Origin of the sequence: Rathayibacter festucae DSM 15932, assembly GCF_004011135.1 — a bacterium.
Lineage (GTDB): Bacteria > Actinomycetota > Actinomycetes > Actinomycetales > Microbacteriaceae > Rathayibacter > Rathayibacter festucae.
Genome location: NZ_CP028137.1, coordinates 3,050,542 through 3,075,618, shown reverse-complemented (window position 1 = coordinate 3,075,618; position 25,077 = coordinate 3,050,542). Strand labels below are relative to the sequence as shown.

Below are 25,077 nucleotides of genomic sequence, written 5' to 3'. Positions count from 1 at the left end.
GATCGCGTCTCGCGATGCTCTCCCGGTCGCCTCTCGACCGGTCGGCGGCGCGGGCCTACAGTGGCTGCGACGGCGGTCCGGGACGACTCCGGGCAGGCCGTCGCCGAGCGGAGGGAAGCCATGTCCTCGACCGTCCCCGAGGCCGCCGGCGCACCCGCCGCGGAGCCGAGCGCGGCGAGCCTGCGCTCCTTCGGCTGGATCCTCGTCAACACCGCGGTCGCGAACGTGACGACGAGCTTCCTCTGGTTCGCGCTGACCTTCTGGGTGTACCTCGAGACGCGGTCGGTGCTCGCCACCGGGATCATCGGCGGCGCGTACATGCTGCTCGTCGCGGTCTTCGCGATGGCGTTCGGCACGATCGTGGACCGGCACCGGAAGCACCGGGTGATGGTGTTCGCCGGGGCGGTGACGCTGGTGTCGTTCGGCGCCGCCGGCGGCCTCTACCTCGCGCTGCCGGAGGCGACGCTGCTGGACTTCGGCGGGCCCTGGTTCTGGGTCTTCTCCGGCACGGTCCTGTTCGGCGCGGTGATCGAGAACATGCGGAACATCGCCCTGTCGACGACGGTGACGCTGATGGTGCCGGTGGAGCGCCACGCGAACGCGAACGGCCTGGTCGGCACGGTGCAGGGGCTCGCGTTCGTGGTGACGAGCGTGTTCAGCGGGCTCTCGATCGGCCTGCTCGGCATGGGCTGGACGCTGCTGATCGCGATCGGGGTCTCCGCCGCGGCACTCGTGCACCTGCTGTTCCTGCGGATCGCCGAGGCGATCCCCGCGGCGGCCGGCTCGCGGGCCCCGCTGATCGATCTGCGGGGGAGCATCACGGCGGTGCGCGCGGCGACCGGGCTGTTCGCGCTGATCGTCTTCTCGACCTTCAACAACCTGATCGGCGGCGTGTACCTGGCGCTGATGGATCCCTACGGACTCGAGCTGTTCCCGGTGGAGCTGTGGGGCGTCGTGCTCGGCGTGACCGCGACCGGCTTCATCATCGGCGGGCTGCTGGTGGCGAAGCTCGGGCTCGGCCGGAATCCGATCCGGACGATGCTGCTGCTCGTGATGGCGATGGGCGTGATCGGCGCGGTCTTCACCCTCCGCGACTGGTGGTGGCTCTACGCCGGCGGCATCTGGGTCTACATGACGCTGATCCCCGCGGTCGAGGCGGCGGAGCAGACGGTCGTGCAGAAGGTGGTGCCGTTCGAGACGCAGGGGCGGGTCTTCGGCTTCGCGGCGGCGCTGGAGTCGGCGGCGGCGCCGATCACCGCGTTCCTGATCGCGCCGATCGCGGAGTTCGCGCTGATCCCGTACATGGAGTCGGCGGACGGGCGGGCGGCGTACGGCTGGCTGCTGGGCGACGGGGTCGGGCGGGGGATCGCGCTCGTGTTCCTGATCGGCGGGGTGATCATGGTGGTCGCGGCCGGCGCGGCGATGCTCACCCGCTCGTACCGCACGATCTCGGCTCAGTACCTGCGCGCGGAGCCGCCGGCGGACGACGTCCTTCCGGAACCGTCGTCGGACGACCTCGAGCCCGCGCCGGGAGAGAGCTCGGTCGAACAGCAGCGCTGACGACCGGCATCGCCGCCGCTCCGCCACCGCGAGAAACGCGACGTTTCGAGTGTTAGAGCGTTTTATCCAGATCTCCTAAAACGCTCTGACTTCCCTAACGGGCGCCGCCGGCGCGCCATGGGTCGCTGTTGAGGGATCGGGGGTCGCGTCGGCGGATCCGGACGCTCCCCGACCGGTACGGGCGGTGGACTGCAGGTGCTCCGAGCGGTTCGGAGCGATTCGCATCTCTGGAGGAGACCCGTCGTGAGCATCACCAGCACCCTGCACCTCAACTTCCGCGGCAACGCGAAGGAGGCGCTCGAGTTCTACCACTCGGTCTTCGGGGGCGACCTCGTCCTCGCTCCCTACGGGAACGTCGAGGCGGGGCAGAGCGCCGCCCAGTCCGAGCAGATCGCCTGGGGGCAGGTGACGGCGCCGAACGGGTTCCACGTCATGGCGTACGACGTGCAGGACTCGCTCCCGCACGCGGCCGGCGAGAACGCGTTCTACGTGTCGCTGCGGGGCACCGAGAGCGCGGAGATCGAGCGCCTCGGCACCGCCCTCGCGGAGTCGGAGGGGGCGGTCGTCCACGTCCCGTTCGGGCCGTCCGTGTTCTCGCCGCTCTACGGCAAGCTGACCGACCGCTTCGGGGTCACCTGGATCATCGACGTGGTCGTGCCCTGGGCGGGATGAGCTGCAGCAGCGGGTGCCCGGGGCGGGGGGATCTCGATACGCGCCCTGCGGGCGCTACTCGATCAGCATGTTCCGGACGCCTCCATGCTGGTCGAGTAGCCGCGGGGCGGCGTATCGAGACCCGCCGTCTGCAGGGGGTAGATCTCGATACGCGCCCTGCGGGCGCTACTCGATCAGCATGTCTTCGTCGCGCTTCGCGGGCTGCTCGATCAGCATGTCCTTGCCGCCTCGGCCCCCTCCGCGGGGACCCTCGCTCAGACCCGGTGGAGCCAGGTGAGCTGCGAGTGCGGCTCGACGATCAGCGGGCCGAGCTTCTCGTTGAAGACCGCTCCGTAGTCGGCCGAGATGTGCGCCTGGAAGGCGTCCTCGTCGCGGTAGATCTCGTAGACGAAGAACCGCGCGGGGTCGTCCTCGCGCCGGTAGGGCACGAACTCGACGTTGCCGGGCTCCTGGCGCACGAGCTCGCCGAGGTCGGCGATCATGGCCGCGACGGTCTCCTCCTGGCCGGGCTTCGCCGTGAACTCGGCGTAGAGGACGCGGGGGGCGGCGGTCGTCATGCGGTCGCCGCTCCCGTCATGATCGCGACCGCATCGGTCATCGAGTGCGACTGCGGCGTGATGGTCGCCGCCTTCTTGCCGAGGCGCTGGATGTGGATGCGGTCGGCGACGTCGAAGACGTGCGGCATGTTGTGGCTGATCAGGATGACCGGGATGCCGCGGTCGCGCAGGTTGCGCACGAGCTGGAGCACCTGGTTCGACTCGCGCACGCCGAGGGCCGCGGTGGGCTCGTCGAGCACGACCACCTTCGAGCCGAACGCCGCGGCGCGGGCGACGGCGACGGCCTGGCGCTGACCGCCGGAGAGGTTCTCCACCGGGACCGTGACGTCCTGGAGGGTCGAGATGCCGAGCTCGGTCAGCTCCGCGCGGGCCTCCTTGCGCATGCCGGCGGTGTCGAGCATCCGGAACACGGAGCCGAGCACGCCCTTCTTGCGCTTCTCGCGGCCGAGGTAGAGGTTCGACGCGACGTCGAGCGCGGGGGAGACGGCGAGGTTCTGGTAGACCGTCTCGATGCCGGCGCCCCGCGCGTCCTGGGGGCGCTTGAAGGTCACGGGCTTGCCGTCGAGGAGGATCTCGCCCTCGTCGGGGATCTCGGCACCGGTGAGGCACTTGATCAGGGTGGACTTGCCGGCTCCGTTGTCGCCGATGATCGCCAGGACCTCGCCGGGGTAGAGCTCGAGGCTGACGCCGTCGAGCCCGACCACGCGGCCGAAGGTCTTCACGAGGCGCTTGGCCTGCAGGACGGGGGTGCGGGCGGCGGCGGGGGCGGTTCCCGCGGCGTCGAGGAGAGTCACTTGCGAACCTTCCGGATCCACTGGTCGACCGAGACGGCGACGATGATGAGCACGCCCACGGCGAGCGTCTGGTAGAGGACGTCGAGTCCGGCGAGCGAAAGCCCGTTGCGGAAGACGCCGACGATGAGGGCGCCGAGCAGGGTGCCCCACACGGTGCCGCGACCGCCGAAGAGGCTGGTCCCGCCGATGACGACGGCGGTGATGGAGTCGAGGTTGAGGTCGGCTCCGGCGTTCGGGCTGGCGGCGTTGGTGCGGCCGATCTGGATCCATGCGCCGATGGCGAGGATCGCGCCGGCGGCGAGGTAGACGCTCATCAGGACCCGGTTCACGCTGATGCCGGCGAGGCGCGCGGCCTCCTTGTCGTCGCCGACGGCGTAGACGTGGCGGCCCCAGGCGGTCTTGCCGAGGATGAACGCGACCACGATGTAGAGCAGGAGCATCAGGATCACGCCGAAGCTGATCCGGACGCCGAGGATGTCGAAGGTGCCGCCGGTGGAGGGCAGCAGGGCGGGCATGTCGGTGCCGCGGACGGTCGAGCCGCTGGAGTAGAGGAGCGTCAGCGCCACGAAGATGTTGAGCGTGCCGAGCGTCACGATGAACGGGGGGAGCCGCAGCCGCGTCACCAGGACGCCGTTGAAGGCGCCGGCCGCGAGTCCGACGATCAGGCCCAGCAGCAGGGCGACGATCGCGGGCAGGCCGTTCTCGGTCGCGGTCTGCGCGATGACCATCGAGGTGAGGACCATCACGGCGCCGACGGAGAGGTCGATGCCGGCGGTCAGGATGATCAGCGTCTGCGCGACGGCGAGCGTTCCGACGACCGCGACCTGCTGGGTGATGAGCGAGAGGTTCGAGGGGTCGAGGAAGCGGTCGTTCAGCAGTCCGAAGACGATGATCGCGAGGACGAGCACGACGGCGGGGCTGACGGCCGGGTAGCGGTGCAGGACGCCGCGGACGCGGTCGAGCGGCGTGCGGCGGTCGAGGAACTCGCTGGCGAGATCGAGGGCGGAGGTCGGCGGATTCGGGTCGGTGGTCTTCTGAGCCACGATGGCCTTTCTGGAGTCGCTGGGAGCGGAAGGGGGAGGGCGGGGCGCCGGAGCGCCCCGCGTCGGGCTACTCGCCCCAGCAGATCCCGGCGGCGTCGTCGGAGCTGATGCTGTCCAGGCCGTCGACCGGGGTGTCGGTGACGAGCTGCGAGCCGGTGTCGAAGAAGTCCAGGCCCTCGCTGGTGCTGGGCTCGGTGCCGTCCTTCGCGAGCTGCGCGATCGCCTCGACGCCCAGCTGGGCCATCTTCACGGGGTACTGCTGCGCGGTCGCGCCGATCAGGCCCTCCGCCACGTTCTTCACGCCGGCGCAGCCGCCGTCGATCGAGACGAGCAGGACGTCCTTCTCCTTGCCCGCGGCCTGGAGGGCCTGGTACGCGCCGTAGGCGGCGGGCTCGTTGATCGTGTAGACGACGTTGATGTCGGGGTTCTTGGAGAGGAGCGTCTCCATGGCGGTGCGGCCGCCGTCCTCGGCGCCCTGGGTGGCCTCGTTGCCGACGATCTCGTAGTCGCCGCCGCTGTAGCTGCCGGTCTTCTCCTCGTCGCCGTTGACCTCCTCGTCCGCGACGTCGATGCCCATGCCGGTGAGGAAGCCCTGGTCGCGGTTGTAGTCGACCGAGACGACCTTGTCGTCGAACAGGTCGAGCATCGCGATGGTCGCCTTCTCGCCGTCGAGCTGCGCAGCGGTCCACTTCCCGATCGACTCGCCGGCGGTGAAGTTGTCGGTGGCGAAGGTGATGTCGACGGCGTCGGCCGGGTCGGGCGCGGTGTCGAGGGCGATCACGAACAGGCCGGCGTCGCGGGCCTTCGCGATGGCGTCGACGACCGAGGGGCCGTTGGGCGTGATCAGGATGCCCTTGTCGCCCTTCGAGATCGCGTTCTCGATGGCCTGGATCTGGGTGTCCTCGTCGCCGTCCTCCTTGCCCGCGGCGAGCGTGAGGTTCACGCCGGCGGTGGTGGCCGCCTCCTTGGCGCCGTCCTCCATCGCGACGAAGAAGGGGTTCGTGGTGGTCTTGACGATGAGGGTGACGCCCACGCCGTCGCCGCTGTCAGCGGTCGAGCCGGCGTCGGAGGAGCCGGAGCTGGAGCAGGCGGTCATGCCCAGGGCCGCGAGGATCGCGACCGAGCCGAGGCCGAGGTACCGGTTGAAGCGAGGGGAGCGGTTCGTCATTGAAAGTCCTGTTCATAGGGCGGGAGCTTCCTCCCGACAACGATGTCACGGGAAGGTCTATCGTGTTCTCACAGCTAAGGTCAAGTCATCCCCGAGGAAGTGAGACGACACCGTGACATCGATGTCAGGACCCCGCGACGCCGTCGCCTCCGGTCGCCGCCCCACCATGAAGCACGTCGCCGCCCTCGCCGGAGTCGGCATCAAGACGGTGTCGCGCGTCGTCAACGGGGAGCCGAACGTCTCGGCCGCCACCATCGAGCGCGTGCAGGCCGCGGCGCGGCAGCTGCAGTACCAGCCCGACCTGCACGCCGGGAACCTGCGGCGCTCCAACGGGCGCACGAACACGCTGGGCCTGCTGGTGGGCAGCGTCGCGAACCCCTTCTCCGGCGCAGTGCACCGCGCCGTCGAGGACCTCGCGAACGAGCGCGGCGTCGCGGTCTTCGCCTCCAGCCTCGACGACGACCCGGCCCGCGAGCGGTCGTCGGTGAACGCGTTCGTCTCGCGCCGCGTCGACGGGCTGATCCTCACCACGGTGGCCCCCAGTCAGGCCTACCTCGGCGTCGAGATCGACCGCGGCACCCCCGCGGTGTTCGTCGACCGCGTCCCCACCGGAATCACGGCCGACGCCGTGATCACCGACAACGCCGCCGGGATCGCGCGCGCCGTCGGCCATCTGGCCTCCTTCGGCCACGAGCGCATCGCCTTCCTCGGCGACCGGCCCGAGATCTTCACGGCCCGTGAGCGCGAGCGCGGCTTCCTCGAGGAGATGGCGCGGCGCGGCCTCCCCGTGCTCCCCGGCTTCGTCCGCCACGGCGCCCACGACGAGCACGCGGCCGAGGAGATGGCGACCGAGCTGCTGGCGCAGGGGACGCCGCCGACCGCGATCATCGGCGGGCAGAACCTCGTCACCATCGGCGTCCTCGCGGCTCTGCGCCGCCGCCAGGAGCACGGCCGCGTCGCGCTGATCGGCTTCGACGACATCCCGCTCGCCGAGCTGCTGCATCCCGCCGTCTCCGTCATCGCGCAGAACCCCGGCCTGATGGGGCGGACCGCCGCGGAGCGCGTCTTCCTGCGCCTGGACGGGGAGGACGAGCCGGCCCAGACCTTCGTCATCCCCACCACGCTGATCGCCCGCGGCTCCGGAGAGGTCCCCGTCCATGTCTGAGTCGTCCGTGTCCGCGAAGTCCGTGTCCGAGCCGGCCGTCGTCGTCCTCGGCGACGCCCTGATCGACGTGCTCCGCGACGAGTCCGGCGAGCAGCGCTTCCTCGGCGGCGCCGCCTACAACGTCGCCGTCGGTCTCGCCCTGCTCGGCCACCGCGTCCAGCTGCTCGCGATGATCGGCGACGACGAGGACGGCGCCGCGATCCGCGCCGCGACCGCGGAGCACGGGGTGGAGCTCGTGCCCACCGTCGGTCCGCTCGGCACCTCGGTCGCGATCAGCGAGCGCGTCGACGGCGAGCCGCACTACGTCTTCAACGACGCCGCCCGCCACCGGCGGATCCGCTTCGGCGCCCGCGAGCGCGCGGTCCTCGACGCGGCCGCCCTCGTCGTGGTCAGCTGCTTCCCCTTCGACGACGAGGAGCAGGCGGAGGAGCTGCTCGCGGCCGTCGCCCGCCCCCGGGAGCGCCTCGTCCTCGATCCGAACCCGCGCTCGGGGATGCTCGCCGACGCGGGGCGCTTCCGCCGCGGCTTCGAGCGGCTGGCGGAGCGGTCGCTCCTGGTCAAGATCGGCGACGACGACGTCGCACTGCTGCACGGCGAACCGCTGGGCGCGGTCGTCGCGCAGCTGCGCAGTGCGGGCACCCGGACCGTGCTCGCCACGCGCGGAGCGCAGGGTGCGAGCCTGCACCTCGAGGACGGGACGGCGGCCGACGCGCCGATCGCCTCCGATCCGCGGCCCGTGATCGACACGATGGGCGCCGGCGACGCCTGCCTGGCGGCCGCCGTCTCGTCGATCCTCCGGCGGGGCGTCCCCGCTGTGGCGGCCGACGCCGCCGCGATGCTCGACGACTGCATGCGGATCGCGGCGGTCACCTGCCGCGCCCGCGGGGCCCTCCTGCGGTTCCCGGCTGACCGGCTCACCATCGCCGGCTGATGACTTTCGCAGGAGCCCTTGAATTGTCCGGAGGACAGTCCGTAGATTCGCCCCCACATTGACAACGTTGTCACCTCGGGTGACACGCGCAACGAAGGGCGTACCTCAGTGCTATCTCCCCGTTCCTCCCAGCCCCGGCCGCGTCGCGCCGGCGGCGTCGTCGCCGTCGCGGCGGCCCTCTGCCTGGTCGGCGGCGGCCTCTCCGTCCCCGCCGCGTCGGCCGCGGTGGCCGACCCCGCCTCCGAGGCCTACCGGCCCGCGATCCACTACTCACCCGCCCAGAACTGGATGAACGACCCCAACGGTCTCGTCTACTACGAGGGCGTCTACCACCTCTACTACCAGTACAACCCGCAGGGCACGCGCTGGGGCAACATGAGCTGGGGCCACGCCACCAGCACCGACCTGACGCACTGGACCGAGCAGCCGCTCGCCATCCCGGGCGACGCGGAGTCGGACATCTTCTCCGGCTCGATCGTCGTCGACAAGGACAACACCTCCGGGTTCGGCACCGCCGAGAACCCGCCCCTGGTCGCGATGTACACCGCGGCGTACAAGACGGGGGAGCAGGCGCAGGCCCTCGCCTACAGCACCGACGCCGGGCAGACCTGGACGAAGTACGACGGCAACCCCGTCATCGACCGCGACCAGAACGACTTCCGCGACCCGCACATGTTCTGGTATGACGGCGGCACCCCGGAGTCCTCCTACTGGGTCGTCGTCACCGTGGAGGCGGACGACCACAAGGTCCTGCTGCACAAGTCGACGGACCTGCGGAACTGGACCGAGCTCAGCGAGTTCGGCCCCGCCAACGCGACCGGCGGCGTCTGGGAGTGCCCCGACCTCTTCCCGCTGGCGGTCGACGGCGACCCCTCGAACATCAAGTGGGTGATGGTCGTCAACCTCAACCCGGGCGCGGTGGGCGGCGGCTCCGGCGGGCAGTACTTCGTCGGCGACTTCGACGGCACCACCTTCACCTCCGAGTCGACCGTCGGCTCCGACACCCTGCCCGAGGGCACGACCCTCGCCGGGTTCGACGACGGGACCTACAACGGCTGGACCGTGAGCAACGAGCCCGGCAACTGGAAGAACGGGCCCTTCGGCGCCGCCCCCGCCACCGGTCCGATCGACGGCCAGCAGACGGTCACGGGCTTCGCCGGAACGGGGCTCATCAACGGCTTCAACGACGGCGACTGGCCGGTCGGCTCGATGGAGTCGCCCGACTTCACCGTGGACCAGGACCACCTGAACTTCCTCGTCGGCGGCGGCAACCACCCGCACGTCGACGGCACGCAGCTCGCCAACGACCCGCCCGCCGGGAGCGAGCTGCTCTTCGACGGCTTCGAGTACCCGGACCAGCAGGGCCTGGCAGACAACGGCTGGACCGTGACCGGCGACCTCGCCGACGGCACCAACCCCTCGACCAGCGGCGGCGAGTTCTTCCTCGGCCAGAAGCGGATCAACACCTTCGACGGCGGGCCGAAGGGCGACGACAACCTCGGCACCCTGACCTCGCCGGAGTTCACGATCGACAAGAGCCACCTGAGCATGCTCGTCGGCGGCGGCTTCCGCCCCGAGGGCGACCCGCAGACCCTCGAGGTCCAGCTCGTCGTCGACGGCGAGGTCGTGCGGACCACCGCCGGCACGAACGACGGCGCCCTGAACTGGAAGAGCTGGGACGTCTCCGCGTACCAGGGGAAGGCGGCGCGGATCGTCGTCGTCGACGACGCGACCGGCGGCTGGGGTCACCTGACGGTCGACCACGTCGTCCTCGCCGACACCGCGGCGCAGGTCCGCTCGAACGAGACGAGCGTGAACCTCGTCGTCGACGGCGAGATCGTCCGCACCGCGACCGGCAGCGACAGCGAGACGCTGGACTGGACGAGCTGGGACGTCGCCGACCTGGCCGGCCGCACCGCGCACCTCCAGGTCGTCGACAACAACCGCGCCGGCTGGGGCCACATCCTCGCCGACCAGTTCATGCTCGCCGACGAGCCGGCGCAGAGCCGCCTGGTCGACTACGACTGGCTCGACTGGGGCCGCGACTACTACGCGGGAGTCACCTTCGACAACGCGCCCGACGACAAGCGCATCATGATCGCGTGGATGAACAACTGGCAGTACGGCGAGGCGATCCCCACCGGCCAGTGGCGCGGGGCCATGGCCCTGCCGCGTGAGCTCGCCCTGCAGACGGTCGACGGCGCGCCGAAGCTCGTGCAGAAGGTCGTCGACCAGACGGCCGGACTCGAGCAGACGGAGAACGCGTTCACGCTCGGAGCGACGGACATCGCCGAAGGCGAGACCGCGCTGCCCGCGGCGGCCGAGGGCAGCGTCTACAAGCTCGACGCCGTGCTCAGCGCCGGGGACGCCGACTCGTTCGGCCTCTCGGTCCGCAACTCGGCCGACGGGAGCCAGCGCACGCCGATCACCTACGACGTCGCGTCCGGTCAGCTGAGCGTCGACCGGACCCGCTCGGGCGACGTCGGCTTCGACGCCGACTTCCCCTCGGTCGAGACCGCCCCCGTGGCCCTCGAGGACGGGAAGCTGCACCTCGAGCTGTACGTCGACACCGCCTCGGTGGAGACGTTCGCCCAGGGCGGGATCGCGACGATCACCGACCAGATCTTCCCCGACGCCGGCAGCGAGGGCGTCTCGCTCCTCGCCACCGGGGGCACGGCGCGGGTGGAGAGCCTGACGGTCACGCCGCTCAGCCGCTCGATGTTCACCGACCCGGCTGCGGTCACCGCACTCACCGCGACCGGAGCGGCGCAGACCGTCGAGACCGGTGACGCGATCACCGGGCTCGGTGTCACGGCGACCAACGCCGCGGGCGCTCCCGTCGCGGGGACGGACGTCGCGTTCACCCTCGACGGACCGGCCCGCTTCGCCGACGGCGGCACGACGGCGACCATCGCGACCGGCGCCGACGGCTCCACGGCGCTCCCCGCGGCCACCGCAGGTCCCGGCACCGGCGCCGTCGCGATCACCGCGACGGCCGGGGGCGTCAGCAGCGTCCTGCCCGCAGTCACCGTGGTCGCCCCGGCGACCGAGGTGGACGTCGACGTGACGATCACCAGCACGAAGCGCAACGGATCGGTGGTCCTGACGGCGACGGCGACGAACAGCGGGAGCACCGCCGTGCGGCTGAGCATCCCGACGCCGTTCGGAGCGCTGAAGGTGACCTCGCTGGCCGAGGGGCAGTCGAGGAGCGTGTCGCTCGACACCCACCTCTCGCGGGTGCCCGCCGGCTCCGTCCGGGTGACCGCGACGGCGCCCGACGGGACGCAGGAGACCTTCCCGGTCGCGTACCGCGGCTCCGGGAAGTAGGACGACCGGCTCCGGGTGACCGGGGCGATGGAGGGGGCGGTGGCTCCGGGTGCGCCCGGGGTCGCCGCCCCCTCTCGTCGTCCGGGGCGGCGCTGACGGCGGGGGGTCCTGCGGTGGTGGATCTCGATACGCGCCCTCCGGGCGCTACTCGATCAGCAGGAGGGCGGTGCCCTGCGGCCGTTGCGCGATCGGCAGGAAGCGGATGGTCTGCGGGTGCTGCGCGATCGGCAGGGGAGCGGGTGCCCGGCGGGCGCTGCGCGATCGGCGTGAGTGCGGGTGCGGCGCGTTCATGCTGGTCGAGTAGGCGCGGAGCGGCGTATCGAGACCCGAGGTCTGCAGGGGGGTGGATCTCGATACGCCCGCGAGCGGGCTACTCGATCAGCATGAAAAAGGGGCGCGCCCAGCGGGCGCTCCTCGGGCGGCACGGCGGGGCGGGCGTCAGGCGGCCGGGGCGGCCGTGGACTCGCGGACGATGAGGGTGGAGGCGAGGCGGACGGTGGGGGTGTCGACGGGGTCGCCGGCCGCGAGCTTGAGCAGGAGGCGGGTCGCCTCGGAGGCCATGCTCGCGAGGGGCTGGCGGACGGTGGTCAGCTGCGGGCTGACCCAGCGGCAGAGGTCGACGTCGTCGAAGCCGACGACGGAGAGGTCCTCGGGGACGCGGAGGCCGCGGTCGCGGGCCGCGAGGTAGACGCCGTAGGCCTGCTCGTCGGAGCCGCTGATGATCGCGGTGGGCCGCTCCGGCAGATCGAGCAGCTCGCCGCCGAAGCGCACGCCGCCGCTGATCAGCGAGTCGCCGTTCCGGACGAGCTCCTTCGCGGGCTCGACGCCGGCGCGGCCGAGCGCGCTGGTGAAGCCGTCCAGGCGGTCCTGGTGGCACTCGAGCTCCATCGGGCCGGTGACGAAGCCGATGCGCCGGTGGCCGAGCGCGAGCAGGTGCTCCGTCGCCTCCCGGCCGCCGACCCAGTCGGTGGCCGACACGGTCGCGAACGACTCCGTGTCGCTGCCCTGCGGATCGATGGCGACGACCGGCACCTTCAGCTTCCCGAGCCGTTCGCGCGCCTCCGCCGTGAGGTCCGACACCACGAGCACGATGCCGTCCGAGCCGCGGGAGGCGATGCGGTCGATCCAGTCGGGCGCGCCGGCCCCGCCGTCGTGGGTGACGTTGAGCACCAGGTCGACGCCCGACCGCGAGGCCTCCGCCTGGGCGCCGCGGAGCAGCTCCGTCGCCCACTGCGTCTCGAGGCTGGAGACGACGAAGTCGATCAGCGTCGCGGATCGCTTGGCCTTGCGTCGCGCATAGCCGTGGTCCTCGATGAGGCGCTCGATCTCGTGCCGCTTGGGGGCCGAGATGCCGGGCTTGCCGTTGAGGACGCGGGACACCGTGGGGATGGAAACACCCGCCGCCTCGGCGATTTGCGCGAGAGTTGCGCCGGATTCCGTCATGCGACACCGCCTTCCTGCTCAGCTCCCGAGGTCTTGACCTCTCGGTCCTCGTCACTTTACACTGCAACTCGTGCGCAACTTGCGCAGTAAGTTGCAAGCAAGTTTTGCGAGTCGCCCGAGGAGGCGGCGCCGCACCTCGATCCACGGACACTCCGCGACGACGCGGAGCGAAGGAGTAGCGCGATGTCGAAGAAGACGTTCGGTTGGCCGAGGAGGGCCGCGCTCGTCGCGGCCGGTGTCCTGGCGGTCTCGCTCACCGCCTGCAGCGGCGGCGGGGGAGGAGCCTCGAGCGATCCCGGCTCCGCCACCGAGGGCTCGATCACCTGGTGGGGCTGGACCCCGGACAAGCCGCTGGCGGACAAGCTGATCGCCTCGTTCAACGAGGAGTACCCGGACATCGAGGTGGAGTTCGTCTCGAAGCCGATCGACAGCTACGACTCGGTGCTCGGCCCGGCCATCACGTCGGCCGACGGACCGGACGTCTTCAACGTCGCGCCGGGCTCGGCCAACGGCGGCGTCGAGACCTTCCAGGCCGGCGCCATCGACCTCGGCCCCGCCGTCGAGGAGGAGCTCGGCGCGGACTGGCAGGACAAGCTGGCCGCCTCGGGCGTCGAGGGCCTCGCCGTCGACGACAAGGTGGTCGGCCTCTCCGCCGGCGCCGTCTACTCCGGCAGCATCTGGGTCAACCAGGACATGCTCGACGAGGTCGGCGTCACCGCGCCCACCACCTACGACGAGTGGGTGCAGGTCTGCCAGACCCTCGAGGCGGCCGGCAAGGGCTGCTTCGTCCAGGGCGCCGGCCAGTGGGCCTTCGACATGGACACCTTCGAGGCGATCATGCAGAACATCGAGCCCGGCGCCTACGCCAAGGCCGCCGCGGGCGAGATGGACTACACGGATCCCGCCTTCGAGCAGGGCATGCAGATCTGGAAGGACCTCTTCGACGACGGGATCATGCAGGAGGGCGCGATCGGCCTGCAGCAGTACCCGGACGCCAACAACGCCTTCATGTCCGAGAAGTACGCGATGGTGATGATGGGCAGCTGGTACACCCAGTACACCGTCCGCGACTCGATGATCACCGCGATGGAGGCCGCCGGAGTCGCCGACCCCGAGCCGTTCACCATGGTGCCGATCCAGTTCCCGGACGTCGCGGGCACCGGGGACGTCGGCCAGATGTTCGGCGACGCGGACTACGGCCTCGCCGTGAGCACCAAGTCCGACGCGCAGGCCGCGGCGACCACCTTCGCCGTCTGGCTGACCACCTCCGAGGCCGGTCAGACCGCCGTCGCGAACACGCTGAACGACATCCCGTCGCTGGCGGGGGTGCAGCCCGACTGGGACGGCATCGACCTCGTCGCGCCGGACGCGCAGCTGGACGCGCTGAAGGAGTACACGGCGACGGCGAGCGCCGCGACCGACCCGCGCTTCGCGACGGTCAGCGCGGATCTCAACACCGCCTTCCGGGACGCGCTGATCGGCGTCGCCTCCGGGGACACGGACATCGACCAGGCCCTCCAGGGTCTGCAGTCCGTCGTCGACGACCAGAAGTAGGACCGAACCCACGTCGCGGGCGGCCGATCGGGCCGCCCGCGACGGGCATCAGGCAAGGGAGCTGAGATGACAACGGCCATCGCGAGATCCGGGGCGGGAGCGCCCGACCGCGCCGCTCGAGGCGTGGAGCCCGCCCCGCAGCGCCGGCGGAAGCGGATGCTCCTCGGGCCCGGGATGATCTGGATCCTCCCGGCGATCGTCCTCGTGCTGGGGATGATCTACTTCGCCATCGGCTACACGGGCTACGTCTCGACGCTCGACTGGAACGGGTTCATCCTGAGCCCGTCGGAGTCGGTGGGCGCGGACAACTTCGTGCAGATGTTCCAGGACCGCGTGTTCTGGGGCGCGATCGGGCACACGGCGGTCTTCTTCGTCGTCACCTTCGCGGTGCAGACGGCGGTCGGCTTCACCTTCGCGGCGATCATGCACTCGCGGATCGCCCTGGCGCCGCTCTACAAGGTGCTCATCTTCGTGCCGACCGTCCTCGCTCCGGCGTCGATGGCGCCCGTCTTCCGCTCGATCTTCGACGTCGACGGGCAGTTCAACCAGCTGCTGCGCGGCGTCGGGCTGGGCGGGCTCGCCCACCCGTGGCTCGCGGATCCGGCCACGGCGATGCCGGTCGTGATGGCCGTCACCGTCTGGCAGTGGACGGGACTCACCTTCATCCTCTTCTACGCCGCGATGGCGCAGATCGAGCCGGAGATCCTCGAGGCGGCCCGGATCGACGGGGCGAGCAACCTGCGCACCCTCGTCGCGATCGTCTGGCCGCTGTGCAAGGGCACGACGATCGCGCTCGCCACGCTGGGGATCATCGGGGCGCTGAAGACCTTCGATGTGCCGTACCTGGTGACCAAGGGCGGCCCGAACCACGCGACCGAGTTCCTCGGCACGTACATCTACCAGACCATGGTCGCGGAGAAGCACTTCGGCTACGCGGCCGCGATCTCGATCGCCCTCCTCGTCCTCGCCGTCGGCGGCGGCGTCCTGATGAACCTGCGGCGCCGCGCCGACGAGAGCTGAGGCCCGACGTGTTCGAACTCCGCACGGTCCGCTCGCGCATCGGCGTGCAGCTGCTCGCGACCGTCATCGTCCTCCCGTTCCTCTTCGCGCTCGTCGCGATGGTGCAGGGCTCGCTGGCCGGCGCCGGCTGGGGCAACTACGGCAAGGTCTTCGCGACCGGCGTCGTCCCCACCTACTTCCGGAACACGATCATCGTCGCGGTCTCGACCGTCGCGATCGTCTACGTCCTCACGATGCTGGCGGCCTTCGGCTTCGCCAAGCTCCGCATCCGCGGCAAGGAGGTGTGGTTCTGGCTGCTGATCGCGGCGCTGACCATGCCGGAGGCGGTGCTGCTGACGCCGCTGTTCGTCACGGCGTCGACGCTCGACGTCTACAACCAGCTGATCGCGGTGATCCTGCCGCTGGCCGCGCTGCAGGTGCCGTTCACGGTCCTGCTGGCCCGGAGCTTCTTCGCCGGGATCCCGACCGAGCTGATGGACGCCGGCCGCGTCGACGGGGCGAGCATCGTCAAGGTCTTCTGGTACATCGTCCTGCCGCTGACCCGGCCGATCGCCGGCGCGATCGTGGTGCTCACGCTGATCAACAGCTGGAACGCGTTCCTGCTGCCGCTGCTGATGCTGAACGACCCGGACAAGCAGGTGGTGACCCTGCTGCCCTCGTTCTTCACCAGTCAGTACACCAACGACCAGACGGGGGTCCTGGCCGCCTCGGTGATCACGGCGGTCCCGGTGATCGTCGCGTACCTGCTGCTGCAGCGCTCCTTCGAGCGCGGCCTGGCCGCCGGGGCGCTCAAGTGAGCGCCCGGCTGGACGGGGCGCTCGCCGTCGTCACCGCCGGCACCGCGGGGATCGGGCGGGCGATCGTGCTCCGCCTGGTCGCCGAGGGGGCCGACGTGATCGCGACCGGCACGAGCGAGGAGCGCGCCGCGGCCCTGCGCGCGGAGACCGGCGGCGCCGTGCGCACCGTGGTCGGCGACGGCTCGACGCTCGAGCACCTGGACGAGCTGGCGCGGGCCGTCGGCGAGGACGGCCGCGCCGTCGACGTCCTGGTCCTCAACGCCGGGCGCGACGTGGAGGCGACGCCGATCGTCGACACCACTCCGGAGATGTTCGACCACGTGAGCGACCTCAACTTCCGCGGCACCTTCCTGACCGCCCGGAGCATCGTGCCGGCGATGGCGGACGGCGGGCGCATCGTCCTCGTCTCCTCGATCGCCGGGCACAACGGCGGGCCCGGGCACTCCGTCTACAACGCGACCAAGGCGGCCGTGCGCTCGCTGGCTCGCACGCTGACGGCCGAGCTCGCCGACCGGCGGATCCGCGCCAACGCGGTGAGCCCCGGCCCGATCGCCACGGCCGGCTTCGACAAGTTCACCGGAGGCTCGGCCGCGGTCGAGCAGGCGGTCGCCGCGCAGATCCCGGTCGGCCGCATCGGCCGGCCCGAGGAGGTCGCCTCGGCGGTCCTCTTCCTGGCGACCGCGGAGTCGAGCTTCATCGCCGGCGCCGAGCTCGTCGTCGACGGCGGGATGACGCAGGCGTGACGGCGACGACGACGCGATCCCCTCCGCAGCACGACGGCACGATCGAGCACGACCCCGTACCGACAGAGAGAAGGTCCGACATGACTGAGCCGATGACGTTCGCGGTGGTGGGGACCGGCTGGCGCTCCGAGTTCTACCTCCGACTGGCCCGCACCGCCCCCGAGCGGCTGCGCGCCGTGGCGATCGTGGCGAACTCCAGCGCCGCCGAGGAGCGGATGAGCGCCCGCTGGGACGCCCCCGTCGTCCGGACACTGGAGGAGGCCCTCGCCCACCGGCCCGACTTCGTGATCGCCGCCGTCTCCTGGCCGTCGATGCCGGGCGTGACGATCCGGCTCGCGGAGCTCGGCGTGCCGGTGCTCGCGGAGACCCCGCCCGCGCCGACCGCCGACGGGCTGCGCGAGCTGTGGAGCGCGCTCGGCGCCTCGGCCCGGGTGCAGGTGGCGGAGCAGTACATGCTGATGCCCGGGCACGCCGCGCGGCAGGCGGTCGTCCGGAGCGGTGCGATCGGGCAGGCCACCGCCGTGCAGATCGCGTCCACGCACCTGTACCACGCGACCAGCCTGATCCGCGGCTTCCTCGGCGCCGGCATGGCCGAGGCCGTGGTGAGCGCCCGCGCCTTCACCGCGCCCCAGGCCGATCCGCTGACCTTCGACGGCTGGCGCGAGGACCCGTCGCCCGAGCCGCGGACCACGACGATCGGCACCCTCGACTTCGGCGACGGCCGGATGGGCCTCTACGACTTCGTCGACAACCAGTGGTGGAACCCGCTGCTCAGCCGGCGGATCGTGATCCGCGGCTCGCTCGGCGAGATCGCCGACGACAGCGTCACCCACCTCACCGAGGAGGGCGTGATCGTCTCGCCGATCTCCTACCGGCGCACCGGCATCGACATGAACCTCGAGGGCAACGAGGTGGTCACCGCCTCCTTCGAGGGCCGGATCGTCTGGCGGAACGAGTGGGTCGGGACCCGGCTGTCCGAGGACGACCTCGCCGTCGCCGACCTCCTCGAGGCGACCGGGCGGTGGGCCCGCGACGCCGGCCCCGCGCCCTACCCGCTGGCCGAGGCCTGCCAGGACCATCTCCTCGGTCTCGCGATCGAGGAGTCCGCACGAACCAGCGCCGATGTGCGCGTGAGCAAGGAAGCGTGGGCCTGATGCCTCTCGTCACCATCGAAGTCGCCGACACCGTCCCCGAGGAGACCCGGTTCGCCTACGCGGAGGCCGTCAACGCGGGCCTCGTCGAGGGCCTGGGCATGGATGCGGAGGACCGCTTCCAGGTCATCCATCCGCTGCCCGCGAGCCACCTCGTCGCCGACCCGCACTACCTCGGCGGCGACCGCCGCGACGTGGTCTACGTGCGCGTCCTGATGGTGCGCATGTACGACAGGGAGACCAAGGCCGCGATGTTCGAGGCGGTCGCCCGCCGGCTCGAGGCCGAGGGCGTCCGCCCGGACGACGTGTTCATCGCGATCACCGAGAACACGCTGGACGACTGGTACCCCGGCGCTCGGGGCGAGCGTGGCTGACCTCGGCGCGCGCACCCTCACGACCGACGTCCGGGTCGTCGACGAGCAGGGCCGGCCGGTCGCCGGCGTGGAGGTGACCACCGAGCAGCTGCGGCACGCGTTCGGCTTCGGCAGCATCGGCTTCGACTTCCTCGACTGGCTGGGCGGCCCGCCGCTCTCCACCGGCGGCGACGCCTCGGAGTTCTTCGGCGGCAGGGTCGACTCCGATCCGCAGCTGCTCGCCGACGCCTGGCTCGGCGTCTTCGACACGGTGACGCTGCCCTTCTACTGGCGGGCGTTCGAGCCCGAGCGCGGGCGCCCCGAGACCGAGCGGCTGCGCCGGACGGCCGAGTGGTTCGCCGCGCGCGGCGTCCGGGTGAAGGGCCACCCGCTGGTCTGGCACACGCTGGCGCCGGAGTGGCTGCTGCCGCTCGAGGACGCCGAGGTGGAGGAGGTGCTGCGCGCGCGGGTCCGCCGCGAGGTCGCCGACTTCGCCGGGGTCGTCGACGTCTGGGACGCGATCAACGAGACGGTGATCCTGCCGCGCTTCACGGCGGAGGAGAACGCGATCACCCGGCTCGCGCAGCGCCTCGGCCGGGTCGGCATGATCCGGCTGGCGTTCGAGGAGGCCCGCTCGGTCGGCTCGGGCGGGCGCTTCGTCCTCAACGACTTCGACCTCTCCAGCGAGTACGAGCACGTGATCGAGGAGTGCCTGGACGCGGGGATCGCGATCGACGCGATCGGCCTGCAGACCCACATGCACCAGGGCTACCGCGGCGAGGACCGGATCGCCGAGGTGCTCGAGCGCTTCTCCCGCTTCGGCCTGCCGCTGCAGATGACGGAGACGACCCTGCTCTCGGGCGACCTGATGCCGCCGGAGATCGGCGACCTGAACGACTACGTGGTCGACTCCTGGCCGAGCACCGAGGAGGGCGAGGCGCGGCAGGCGGACGAGCTCGTCCGGCACTACCGGAGCGTCCTCGCGCATCCGGCGGTCGAGTCGCTGACCTACTGGGGGCTGACCGACGACGGCGCCTGGCTCGGGGCGCCCTCCGGGCTGCTCCGCCGCGACGGCAGCCGGAAGCCCGGCTACGACGCGCTGCAGGACCTGATCCGCCGCGAGTGGTGGCACGCGGAGACGACCGCGAGGACCGGGGCGGACGGCTGCGTCCCGCTCCTTGGCTTCGCCGGGCGCTACCGGGTGACCGCCGGCGGCAGGTCTGTCGAGGTCGAGGTGTCGGCCGGGAGCGGCCCGATCGCGCTCGTGGTGCCGCGATGAGCATCGAGGCGGACGAGGAGCGCGTGCAGGCCGCGGCCGGGACCCGGCTCACCGAGCTGCGCGTCGCGGCGGCGGCGGCCGCGACTCCGGCGATGCTCGCCTCCTCGCGGCAGGAGCGGGCGGGCTGGCTCACCCGGATCGCGGCGCGGCTCGACGAGGCGCGCGACGAGCTGGTCGAGGTGGCCGAGGCCGAGACGCACCTCGGCGTCGAGCGGCTGCGGGGCGAGGTGGCGCGCACGACCGGCCAGCTGCGGCTCTTCGCGGACGTGCTCGAGGAGGGCTCGTACCTGGAGGCCTCGATCGACGTCGCCGGCACGATCGGCGGCGACGGCTCGCAGGAGATCCGCCGCTTCCTCCGCCCGGTCGGGCCGGTCGCGGTCTTCTCGGCCTCGAACTTCCCGTTCGCCTTCTCGGTCGCCGGCGGCGACACCGCGTCGGCGCTCGCCGCGGGCTGCCCGGTGCTGGTGAAGGCGCACCCCGGGCATCCGGAGCTGTCGCGGCGCACGGCCGCGGTGGTCGACCGGGCGCTCGAGGAGGCCGGCGCCCCGCGCGGGACCTTCGAGCTCGTGGAGGGGCGCGAGGCCGGGCTCGTCCTGGTCGCAGCGCCCGAGGTGCGCGCGGTGGCGTTCACCGGCTCGCTGCCGGGGGCGACCGCGCTGATGGACGCGATGTCCGAGCGCGCCGAGCCGATCCCGTTCTTCGGCGAGCTCGGCAGCGTGAACCCCGTGGTGATCACGCCCGGCGCGGCCGAGGAGCGCGGGTCGGCGCTCGCGGAGGCGCTCGTCGCCTCCTTCACGCTCGGCGGCGGGCAGTTCTGCACCAAGCCCGGCGTGGTCTTCGTGCCGGCCGGTGGCGGCACCGGGGCATGCTGGTCGAGCAGCGCGCAGCGCGTATCGAGACCCGCGTTCCGCCAGGCGGTGGCCGAGCGGGTCGAGAGCCTGCCGGGGACGGTGCTGCTCACCGAGCGGATCGCCGACTCCTTCGCCGCGGCCGCCGGCCGGCTGCAGTCGGCGGACGGGGTCCGTGTCCTCGCCCGTGGTGCACAGGCCGACGGGACGACGCCCGTGGTGCTCGTGACGACGATCGACGACTTCGTCCGGGACAGCGACGTCCTGCTCGAGGAGTGCTTCGGCCCGCTGACGCTGCTGGTCGAGTACCGCTCGCCGGAGGAGGTGCTCACCGCGCTCACCCACCTGGACGGATCGCTGACCGCCACCGTGCACAGCGCGCCGGGCGAGGACATCGGCGCGCTCGTCGCCGTCCTCGCCGAGCGCTCCGGCCGCGTCGTCTTCGGCGGTTGGCCCACCGGTGTCAGCGTCACCTGGGGCCAGCACCACGGCGGACCGTGGCCCGCCACGACCTCGCAGCACACCTCGGTCGGCGCGACCGCGATCCGGCGCTTCCTCCGTCCGATCGCCTACCAGGGGGCACCGGCCTCCGCGCTCCCGGCCGACCTCACCGACGCGGGCCTGGCCCGCCTCCCTCACCGCCGCGACGGCAGATCGGTCCCCCGATGAACGACGAGAACCCCGGCCGGCCCACGGGCCTCGGCCCGGTGATCCGCACCGGCCGCGCCGTCCGCAGCGCCCAGTGGTACGGCGGCGACGACCGCAACACGTACCTGCACCGGGCGTGGATGCGCCGCGGCACACCCGACCACGCCTTCGACGGCCGGCCGCAGATCGCGATCGCGAACACCGCCTCCGACCTCTCGCCGTGCAACTCGCACCTCGACGAGGTCGCGCAGAGCGTGAAGAACGGCGTCTACGAGGCCGGCGGGATCCCCTACAACCTGCCCGTGATCTCGCTCGGCGAGACGACCGTCCGGACCACCGCGATGCTCTGGCGCAACATGGTCGCGATGGCGGCGGAGGAGCTGTTCCGCGCCAATCCGATCGACGGCCTGGTGCTGCTCGGCGGCTGCGACAAGACCATCCCGGCGCTGCTGATGGCCGCCGCCAGCGTGGGGATCCCGGCGATCGTGGTGCCCGGCGGGCCGATGCTGAACGGGACCTTCCGCGGCAGCACGCTCGGCTGCGGCACCGACGTCTGGCGCCTGAGCGAGGAGGTGCGGGCGGGCGCGCTCGACAGCGACTACTTCGTGCAGTCCGAGTCCTCGATGATCCGCAGCCGCGGGCACTGCAACACGATGGGCACCGCGTCCTCGATGGCCTGCGTCGCGGAGGCGCTCGGCATGACGCTGCCCGGCGTCGCGGGCGTCCCCGCCTCGGACAGCCGGCTGCTGCAGTTCGCGCACGCGACGGGCAACCGCGTCGTCGCGATGGTGGCGGAGGAGCTCGCGCCGGCGGACGTGATGACGAAGGCCGCGTTCCACAACGCGATCGTGGCGCTCGCCGCGATCGGCGGATCGACGAACGCCGTGGTGCACCTGCTCGCGATCGCCGGCCGTCTCGGCGTCGAGCTCGACCTCGACGACTTCGACCGGATCGGCGCCGACGTCCCGCTGCTGGTCAACCTCCAGCCGGCCGGCGCGCATCTGATGGAGGACCTGTTCCGCGCGGGCGGCTTCCTCGCCGTGATGAACGAGGTGCGGCCGCTGCTGGATCCGACGGCGGTGACCGTGCTCGGCACGCCCTTCGTCGACGAGCTGCCGGGGCACGAGGTCTGGGACCGCGACGTGATCCGCACGGCCGAGGCGCCGCTGCTGCCCGCGGCCGGCATCGCCGTGCTGCGCGGGAACCTGTCGCCGACCGGCGCGATCATCAAGCCGGCCGCGGCCACGGCGGCGCTGCTGCGGCACCGCGGTCCGGCGGTCGTCTTCGACTCGGTCGAGGACATGCACGCGCGGATCGACTCGCCGGAGCTCGACGTCACCGCGGACTCGGTGCTGGTGCTGCGCGGCTGCGGTCCGCGCGGCTACCCGGGGATGCCCGAGGTCGCGAACATGCCGCTGCCGAAGCGCCTGCTCGACGCGGGCGTGCGCGACATGGTGCGGATCTGCGACGGACGGATGAGCGGTACGGCCTACGGCACGATCGTGCTGCACGTCACGCCGGAGTCGGCGGTCGGCGGCGCGCTCGGGCTGGTGCAGGACGGCGACCTGATCGAGCTCGACGTCCCGGCGCGGACGCTGACGCTGCTGGTGACCGACGAGGACCTCGCGGCCCGCCGTCCCTCCGCCGCGACCACGGCCGCCTACGCGGCGCCGGTCCGCGGCTGGGAGCGGCTGTACGTCGACCACGTCGAGCAGGCCGAGCGCGGCGCGGACCTGGACTTCCTGACCGGCGCGACCGGGCCCGGCGTCATGCGGGAGTCGCATTGATCGGGGCGCTGCGGAACCGCCCGATGCACGACGAGGGGACCACGATGACCGGCACGACAGGAGGACCGCGATGAGCACGCGGATGCGCGCGGCGGTGCTGCGGGAGTTCGGCGCGCCGCTGGCCGTCGAGGAGCTCGACGTCGCCGATCCCGGCCGGGGCGAGCTGCTCGTCGAGATCGACGCGGCGGGCGTCTGCCACTCCGATCTGCACTACCTGCGCGGTGATCTGCGCTGTCCGCTGCCGGTGGTGCCCGGCCACGAGGGCGCCGGCCGCATCGTCGCCCTCGGGCCGGACCTCCGCGAGGGCTTCGCCGTCGGCGACCGGGTGGCGCTGCTCTGGCGGCCGAACTGCGGCCGCTGCCGGCAGTGCGTCGCCGGCCGGCCGATCATGTGCGAGTACGGACCGGTGCAGGCCGCGTCCGGCGGGCTCCTCGACGGCACCAGCCGGCTCAGCGCCGCGGGCGAGACCGTGCACCACCTGCTCGGGGTGTCCTGCTTCGCGGAGCGGGTGGTCGTGCCCGAGCGGAGCGTGGTGCGCGTGCCGGACGACGTGCCGGCCGAGATCGCGGCGATCGCCGGCTGCGCGGTGATCACCGGGGTCGGCGCGGTGCTGAACGTGATCGGCGCGTGCCTCGGCGACGCGGTCGTGGTGATCGGCGCTGGCGGCGTCGGCCTCTCCGCGGTGATGGGCGCGCGGGCGGCCGGGGCGACCACCGTCGTCGCGGTCGACGTGGATGCGGACCGGCTGGCGCTGGCGAGGCGGCTCGGCGCGACGCACGTGATCGACGGGTCCTCCTCCTCTTCTTCGTCCGGCTCCTCCGGCGGCGACGCGGTCGAGCAGCTGCTCGCCCTCGTCCCCGGCGGGGTGCCCTGGGTGGTCGAGGCGGTCGGGCGGCCGGAGACGCTGGCCTCCGCCGTCGCGATGCTGCAGCCGGGCGGGACGGCCGTCGCCGTGGGGCTCGGCCGGGTCGGGCAGAGCGTGGGCATCCCGGTGAACGACCTGGTGCAGAAGCAGAAGCGCGTGGTCGGCTCGCTCTACGGGTCCTCGATCCCGCAGCTGGATCTGCCGCGGATCTTCGAGCTGTACCGCAGGGGTGCGCTGCCGCTCGACGAGCTGGTGGGGGAGCGGTTCGCCCTCGAGGACATCGGCGCGGCCTTCGAGGCGCTGGAGCACGGGAGCGTCGGGCGCTCGATCGTCGTCCCCGCGCGGGAGGGTGTGCGGTGAGCGCGTACGCCCGGTATCCGAGCCTCGAGGGCCGGACCGTGCTCGTGACCGGCGGCGCATCCGGGCTCGGCGCGGAGTTCGTGCGTCAGTTCGCGGCGCAGGGCGCGCGGGTCGGCTTCCTCGACATCGACGCCGAGCAGGGCGCGGCGCTCGCCCGCGAGCTGGGCGGAGCCGTCCGCTTCGCCGCCTGCGACGTGCGCGACGTCGCGGCGCTCGAGGCCGCGATCGAGGGGCTCACCGCCGAGCTCGGCCCGGCTCACGTGCTCGTCAACAACGCGGCGAACGACGCCCGGCACACCGTCGAGGACCTCGATCCGGCCTACTGGGACGACCGGATGGCGGTGAATCTGCGCCACCAGTTCTTCGCCGCGCGGCTCGTCTCGCGGGGGATGCTGCGCGCGGGCGCCGGCTCGATCATCAACCTCGGCTCGATCAGCGCGCACATCGACCTCGTCGAGCTGGTCGGCTACATCACCGCGAAGGCCGCGATCGAGGGCATGACTCGCGCCCTCGCCCGCGAGCTCGGCGCAGGCGGTGTGCGGGTGAACTGCGTCATCCCCGGCTGGATCATGACCGAGCGGCAGCTCGAGCAGGTCGTCACCCCGGAGGCGGAGCAGCAGATCGACCGCAGCCAGTGCCTCCCCGGCCGCCTCGTCCCGGCGGACGTCGCCCGCCTGGTCCTCTGGCTCGCGGCCGACGACTCCGCGATGTGCACCGCCCAGAACTGGGTCGTCGACGGCGGCTGGCTCTGACGCGCGCCGCCGCCCGAGGAGCCGCGGAGCGGCACGCCCCCCCCTGCATGCTGGCCGAGCAGCGGCGCAGCCGCCCCTGCATGCTGGCCGAGTAGCGGCACAGCCGCGTATCGAGACCCGGCGTCTTCATGCGTGTGGATCTCGATACGCCCTCTGCGAGGGCTGCTCGATCAGCATGGCTTCGCCGGCCCGGCATCGCAGGGCGGCGTCCCTCCCTTGCCGGTCGAGTAGCGGCACAGCCGCGTATCGAGACCGGACGT

General features: G+C 72.1%; 22 protein-coding genes. 16 read left to right on the top strand and 6 right to left on the bottom strand.

Annotated elements, in window-relative coordinates; all coding sequences use genetic code 11:
- Positions 1-120: 120 nt before the first annotated feature.
- On the top strand, positions 121-1,560 hold the full coding sequence (locus C1I64_RS14110; protein ID WP_127887620.1) for an MFS transporter: 1,440 nt from the start codon (positions 121-123) through the stop codon (positions 1,558-1,560).
- A 243-nt stretch (positions 1,561-1,803) separates the two neighbouring features.
- On the top strand, positions 1,804-2,232 hold the full coding sequence (locus tag C1I64_RS14105; RefSeq protein WP_127887619.1) for a VOC family protein: 429 nt from the start codon (positions 1,804-1,806) through the stop codon (positions 2,230-2,232).
- A gap of 254 nt (positions 2,233-2,486) precedes the next feature.
- Here the strand turns inward: C1I64_RS14105 and C1I64_RS14100 are convergent, their stop codons facing one another.
- The 4 genes from C1I64_RS14100 to C1I64_RS14085 form a co-directional block, all read right to left on the bottom strand.
- Positions 2,487-2,789, bottom strand: a complete 303-nt coding sequence (locus tag C1I64_RS14100; protein ID WP_127887618.1) for a putative quinol monooxygenase — start codon at positions 2,787-2,789, stop codon at positions 2,487-2,489.
- Positions 2,786-3,583: an ATP-binding cassette domain-containing protein gene (locus C1I64_RS14095; RefSeq protein ID WP_127887617.1), complete on the bottom strand. Its 798-nt coding sequence runs from the start codon at positions 3,581-3,583 to the stop codon at positions 2,786-2,788. Before C1I64_RS14095 ends, C1I64_RS14100 begins: the two co-directional genes overlap by 4 nt.
- Positions 3,580-4,626 carry an ABC transporter permease gene (locus C1I64_RS14090; RefSeq protein ID WP_123446891.1) on the bottom strand — a complete coding sequence of 349 codons (1,047 nt, stop codon included), beginning with the start codon at positions 4,624-4,626 and terminating at the stop codon, positions 3,580-3,582. The genes C1I64_RS14095 and C1I64_RS14090 overlap by 4 nt, the downstream gene beginning before the upstream one ends.
- Before the next feature lie 67 nt (positions 4,627-4,693).
- Positions 4,694-5,794 (bottom strand): substrate-binding domain-containing protein, encoded by a 1,101-nt coding sequence (locus C1I64_RS14085; protein WP_123446890.1) that lies wholly within the window; start codon positions 5,792-5,794, stop codon positions 4,694-4,696.
- 121 nt (positions 5,795-5,915) lie between these two features.
- Between C1I64_RS14085 and C1I64_RS14080 the strand changes: the two genes are divergently transcribed.
- From C1I64_RS14080 to C1I64_RS14070, 3 genes are all read left to right on the top strand, one after another.
- Positions 5,916-6,959, top strand: a complete 1,044-nt coding sequence (locus tag C1I64_RS14080) for a LacI family DNA-binding transcriptional regulator (protein ID WP_243587837.1) — start codon at positions 5,916-5,918, stop codon at positions 6,957-6,959.
- Positions 6,952-7,890 (top strand): PfkB family carbohydrate kinase, encoded by a 939-nt coding sequence (locus C1I64_RS14075; RefSeq protein WP_244209487.1) that lies wholly within the window; start codon positions 6,952-6,954, stop codon positions 7,888-7,890. Before C1I64_RS14080 ends, C1I64_RS14075 begins: the two co-directional genes overlap by 8 nt.
- Before the next feature lie 108 nt (positions 7,891-7,998).
- Positions 7,999-11,217, top strand: coding sequence for a GH32 C-terminal domain-containing protein (locus tag C1I64_RS14070; protein WP_341867834.1), 3,219 nt, complete (start codon positions 7,999-8,001; stop codon positions 11,215-11,217).
- Between the two features lie 144 nt (positions 11,218-11,361).
- Here C1I64_RS14070 and C1I64_RS20170 read toward each other — a convergent pair whose 3' ends face one another.
- Both C1I64_RS20170 and C1I64_RS14065 read right to left on the bottom strand, forming a co-directional pair.
- Positions 11,362-11,508: a hypothetical protein gene (locus tag C1I64_RS20170; RefSeq protein ID WP_164874554.1), complete on the bottom strand. Its 147-nt coding sequence runs from the start codon at positions 11,506-11,508 to the stop codon at positions 11,362-11,364.
- Positions 11,509-11,655: 147 nt separating this feature from the next.
- The gene (locus C1I64_RS14065; protein ID WP_123446887.1) at positions 11,656-12,660 is read right to left on the bottom strand and encodes a LacI family DNA-binding transcriptional regulator; all 1,005 of its coding nucleotides are present in this window, start codon (positions 12,658-12,660) and stop codon (positions 11,656-11,658) included.
- A gap of 183 nt (positions 12,661-12,843) precedes the next feature.
- Here C1I64_RS14065 and C1I64_RS14060 point away from each other — a divergent pair, with 183 nt between their 5' ends.
- From C1I64_RS14060 to C1I64_RS14010, 11 genes are all read left to right on the top strand, one after another.
- Positions 12,844-14,214, top strand: a complete 1,371-nt coding sequence (locus C1I64_RS14060; RefSeq protein WP_127887616.1) for an ABC transporter substrate-binding protein — start codon at positions 12,844-12,846, stop codon at positions 14,212-14,214.
- 66 nt (positions 14,215-14,280) lie between these two features.
- Positions 14,281-15,234, top strand: a complete 954-nt coding sequence (locus tag C1I64_RS14055) for a carbohydrate ABC transporter permease (protein WP_208645134.1) — start codon at positions 14,281-14,283, stop codon at positions 15,232-15,234.
- An 8-nt stretch (positions 15,235-15,242) separates the two neighbouring features.
- The gene (locus tag C1I64_RS14050) at positions 15,243-16,031 is read left to right on the top strand and encodes a carbohydrate ABC transporter permease (protein WP_123446885.1); all 789 of its coding nucleotides are present in this window, start codon (positions 15,243-15,245) and stop codon (positions 16,029-16,031) included.
- On the top strand, positions 16,028-16,774 hold the full coding sequence (locus C1I64_RS14045; protein ID WP_127887615.1) for an SDR family NAD(P)-dependent oxidoreductase: 747 nt from the start codon (positions 16,028-16,030) through the stop codon (positions 16,772-16,774). Before C1I64_RS14050 ends, C1I64_RS14045 begins: the two co-directional genes overlap by 4 nt.
- A gap of 80 nt (positions 16,775-16,854) precedes the next feature.
- A complete protein-coding gene (locus C1I64_RS14040) occupies positions 16,855-17,928 on the top strand; it encodes a Gfo/Idh/MocA family protein (RefSeq protein WP_127887614.1) in 1,074 nt (357 codons plus the stop codon).
- Positions 17,928-18,299 carry a tautomerase family protein gene (locus tag C1I64_RS14035; RefSeq protein WP_127887613.1) on the top strand — a complete coding sequence of 124 codons (372 nt, stop codon included), beginning with the start codon at positions 17,928-17,930 and terminating at the stop codon, positions 18,297-18,299. Before C1I64_RS14040 ends, C1I64_RS14035 begins: the two co-directional genes overlap by 1 nt.
- Positions 18,292-19,557: an endo-1,4-beta-xylanase gene (locus tag C1I64_RS14030; RefSeq protein ID WP_127887612.1), complete on the top strand. Its 1,266-nt coding sequence runs from the start codon at positions 18,292-18,294 to the stop codon at positions 19,555-19,557. Before C1I64_RS14035 ends, C1I64_RS14030 begins: the two co-directional genes overlap by 8 nt.
- The gene (locus C1I64_RS14025; RefSeq protein ID WP_127887611.1) at positions 19,554-21,074 is read left to right on the top strand and encodes an aldehyde dehydrogenase (NADP(+)); all 1,521 of its coding nucleotides are present in this window, start codon (positions 19,554-19,556) and stop codon (positions 21,072-21,074) included. The genes C1I64_RS14030 and C1I64_RS14025 overlap by 4 nt, the downstream gene beginning before the upstream one ends.
- Positions 21,071-22,840, top strand: a complete 1,770-nt coding sequence (locus tag C1I64_RS14020) for an IlvD/Edd family dehydratase (protein WP_127887610.1) — start codon at positions 21,071-21,073, stop codon at positions 22,838-22,840. The genes C1I64_RS14025 and C1I64_RS14020 overlap by 4 nt, the downstream gene beginning before the upstream one ends.
- A 70-nt stretch (positions 22,841-22,910) precedes the next feature.
- Entirely contained in the window at positions 22,911-24,065 is a 1,155-nt protein-coding gene (locus tag C1I64_RS14015) for a zinc-binding dehydrogenase (RefSeq protein WP_208645133.1), read from the top strand.
- Entirely contained in the window at positions 24,062-24,817 is a 756-nt protein-coding gene (locus C1I64_RS14010; RefSeq protein WP_127887609.1) for an SDR family NAD(P)-dependent oxidoreductase, read from the top strand. Before C1I64_RS14015 ends, C1I64_RS14010 begins: the two co-directional genes overlap by 4 nt.
- Positions 24,818-25,077: the final 260 nt, after the last annotated feature.

Excerpts from the sequence above, each read along its gene's own strand:
- C1I64_RS14060 (WP_127887616.1), top strand. The coding sequence starts at position 12,844 with ATGTCGAAGAAGACGTTCGGTTGGCCGAGGAGGGCCGCGCTCGTCGCG.
- C1I64_RS20170 (WP_164874554.1), bottom strand. The coding sequence starts at position 11,508 with ATGAACGCGCCGCACCCGCACTCACGCCGATCGCGCAGCGCCCGCCGG.
- C1I64_RS14040 (WP_127887614.1), top strand. The coding sequence starts at position 16,855 with ATGACTGAGCCGATGACGTTCGCGGTGGTGGGGACCGGCTGGCGCTCC.
- C1I64_RS14080 (WP_243587837.1), top strand. The coding sequence starts at position 5,916 with ATGTCAGGACCCCGCGACGCCGTCGCCTCCGGTCGCCGCCCCACCATG.
- C1I64_RS14035 (WP_127887613.1), top strand. The coding sequence starts at position 17,928 with ATGCCTCTCGTCACCATCGAAGTCGCCGACACCGTCCCCGAGGAGACC.
- C1I64_RS14110 (WP_127887620.1), top strand. The coding sequence starts at position 121 with ATGTCCTCGACCGTCCCCGAGGCCGCCGGCGCACCCGCCGCGGAGCCG.
- C1I64_RS14020 (WP_127887610.1), top strand. The coding sequence starts at position 21,071 with ATGAACGACGAGAACCCCGGCCGGCCCACGGGCCTCGGCCCGGTGATC.
- C1I64_RS14015 (WP_208645133.1), top strand. The coding sequence starts at position 22,911 with ATGAGCACGCGGATGCGCGCGGCGGTGCTGCGGGAGTTCGGCGCGCCG.
- C1I64_RS14100 (WP_127887618.1), bottom strand. The coding sequence starts at position 2,789 with ATGACGACCGCCGCCCCCCGCGTCCTCTACGCCGAGTTCACGGCGAAG.
- C1I64_RS14085 (WP_123446890.1), bottom strand. The coding sequence starts at position 5,794 with ATGACGAACCGCTCCCCTCGCTTCAACCGGTACCTCGGCCTCGGCTCG.
- C1I64_RS14025 (WP_127887611.1), top strand. The coding sequence starts at position 19,554 with ATGAGCATCGAGGCGGACGAGGAGCGCGTGCAGGCCGCGGCCGGGACC.
- C1I64_RS14065 (WP_123446887.1), bottom strand. The coding sequence starts at position 12,660 with ATGACGGAATCCGGCGCAACTCTCGCGCAAATCGCCGAGGCGGCGGGT.
- C1I64_RS14075 (WP_244209487.1), top strand. The coding sequence starts at position 6,952 with ATGTCTGAGTCGTCCGTGTCCGCGAAGTCCGTGTCCGAGCCGGCCGTC.
- C1I64_RS14055 (WP_208645134.1), top strand. The coding sequence starts at position 14,281 with ATGACAACGGCCATCGCGAGATCCGGGGCGGGAGCGCCCGACCGCGCC.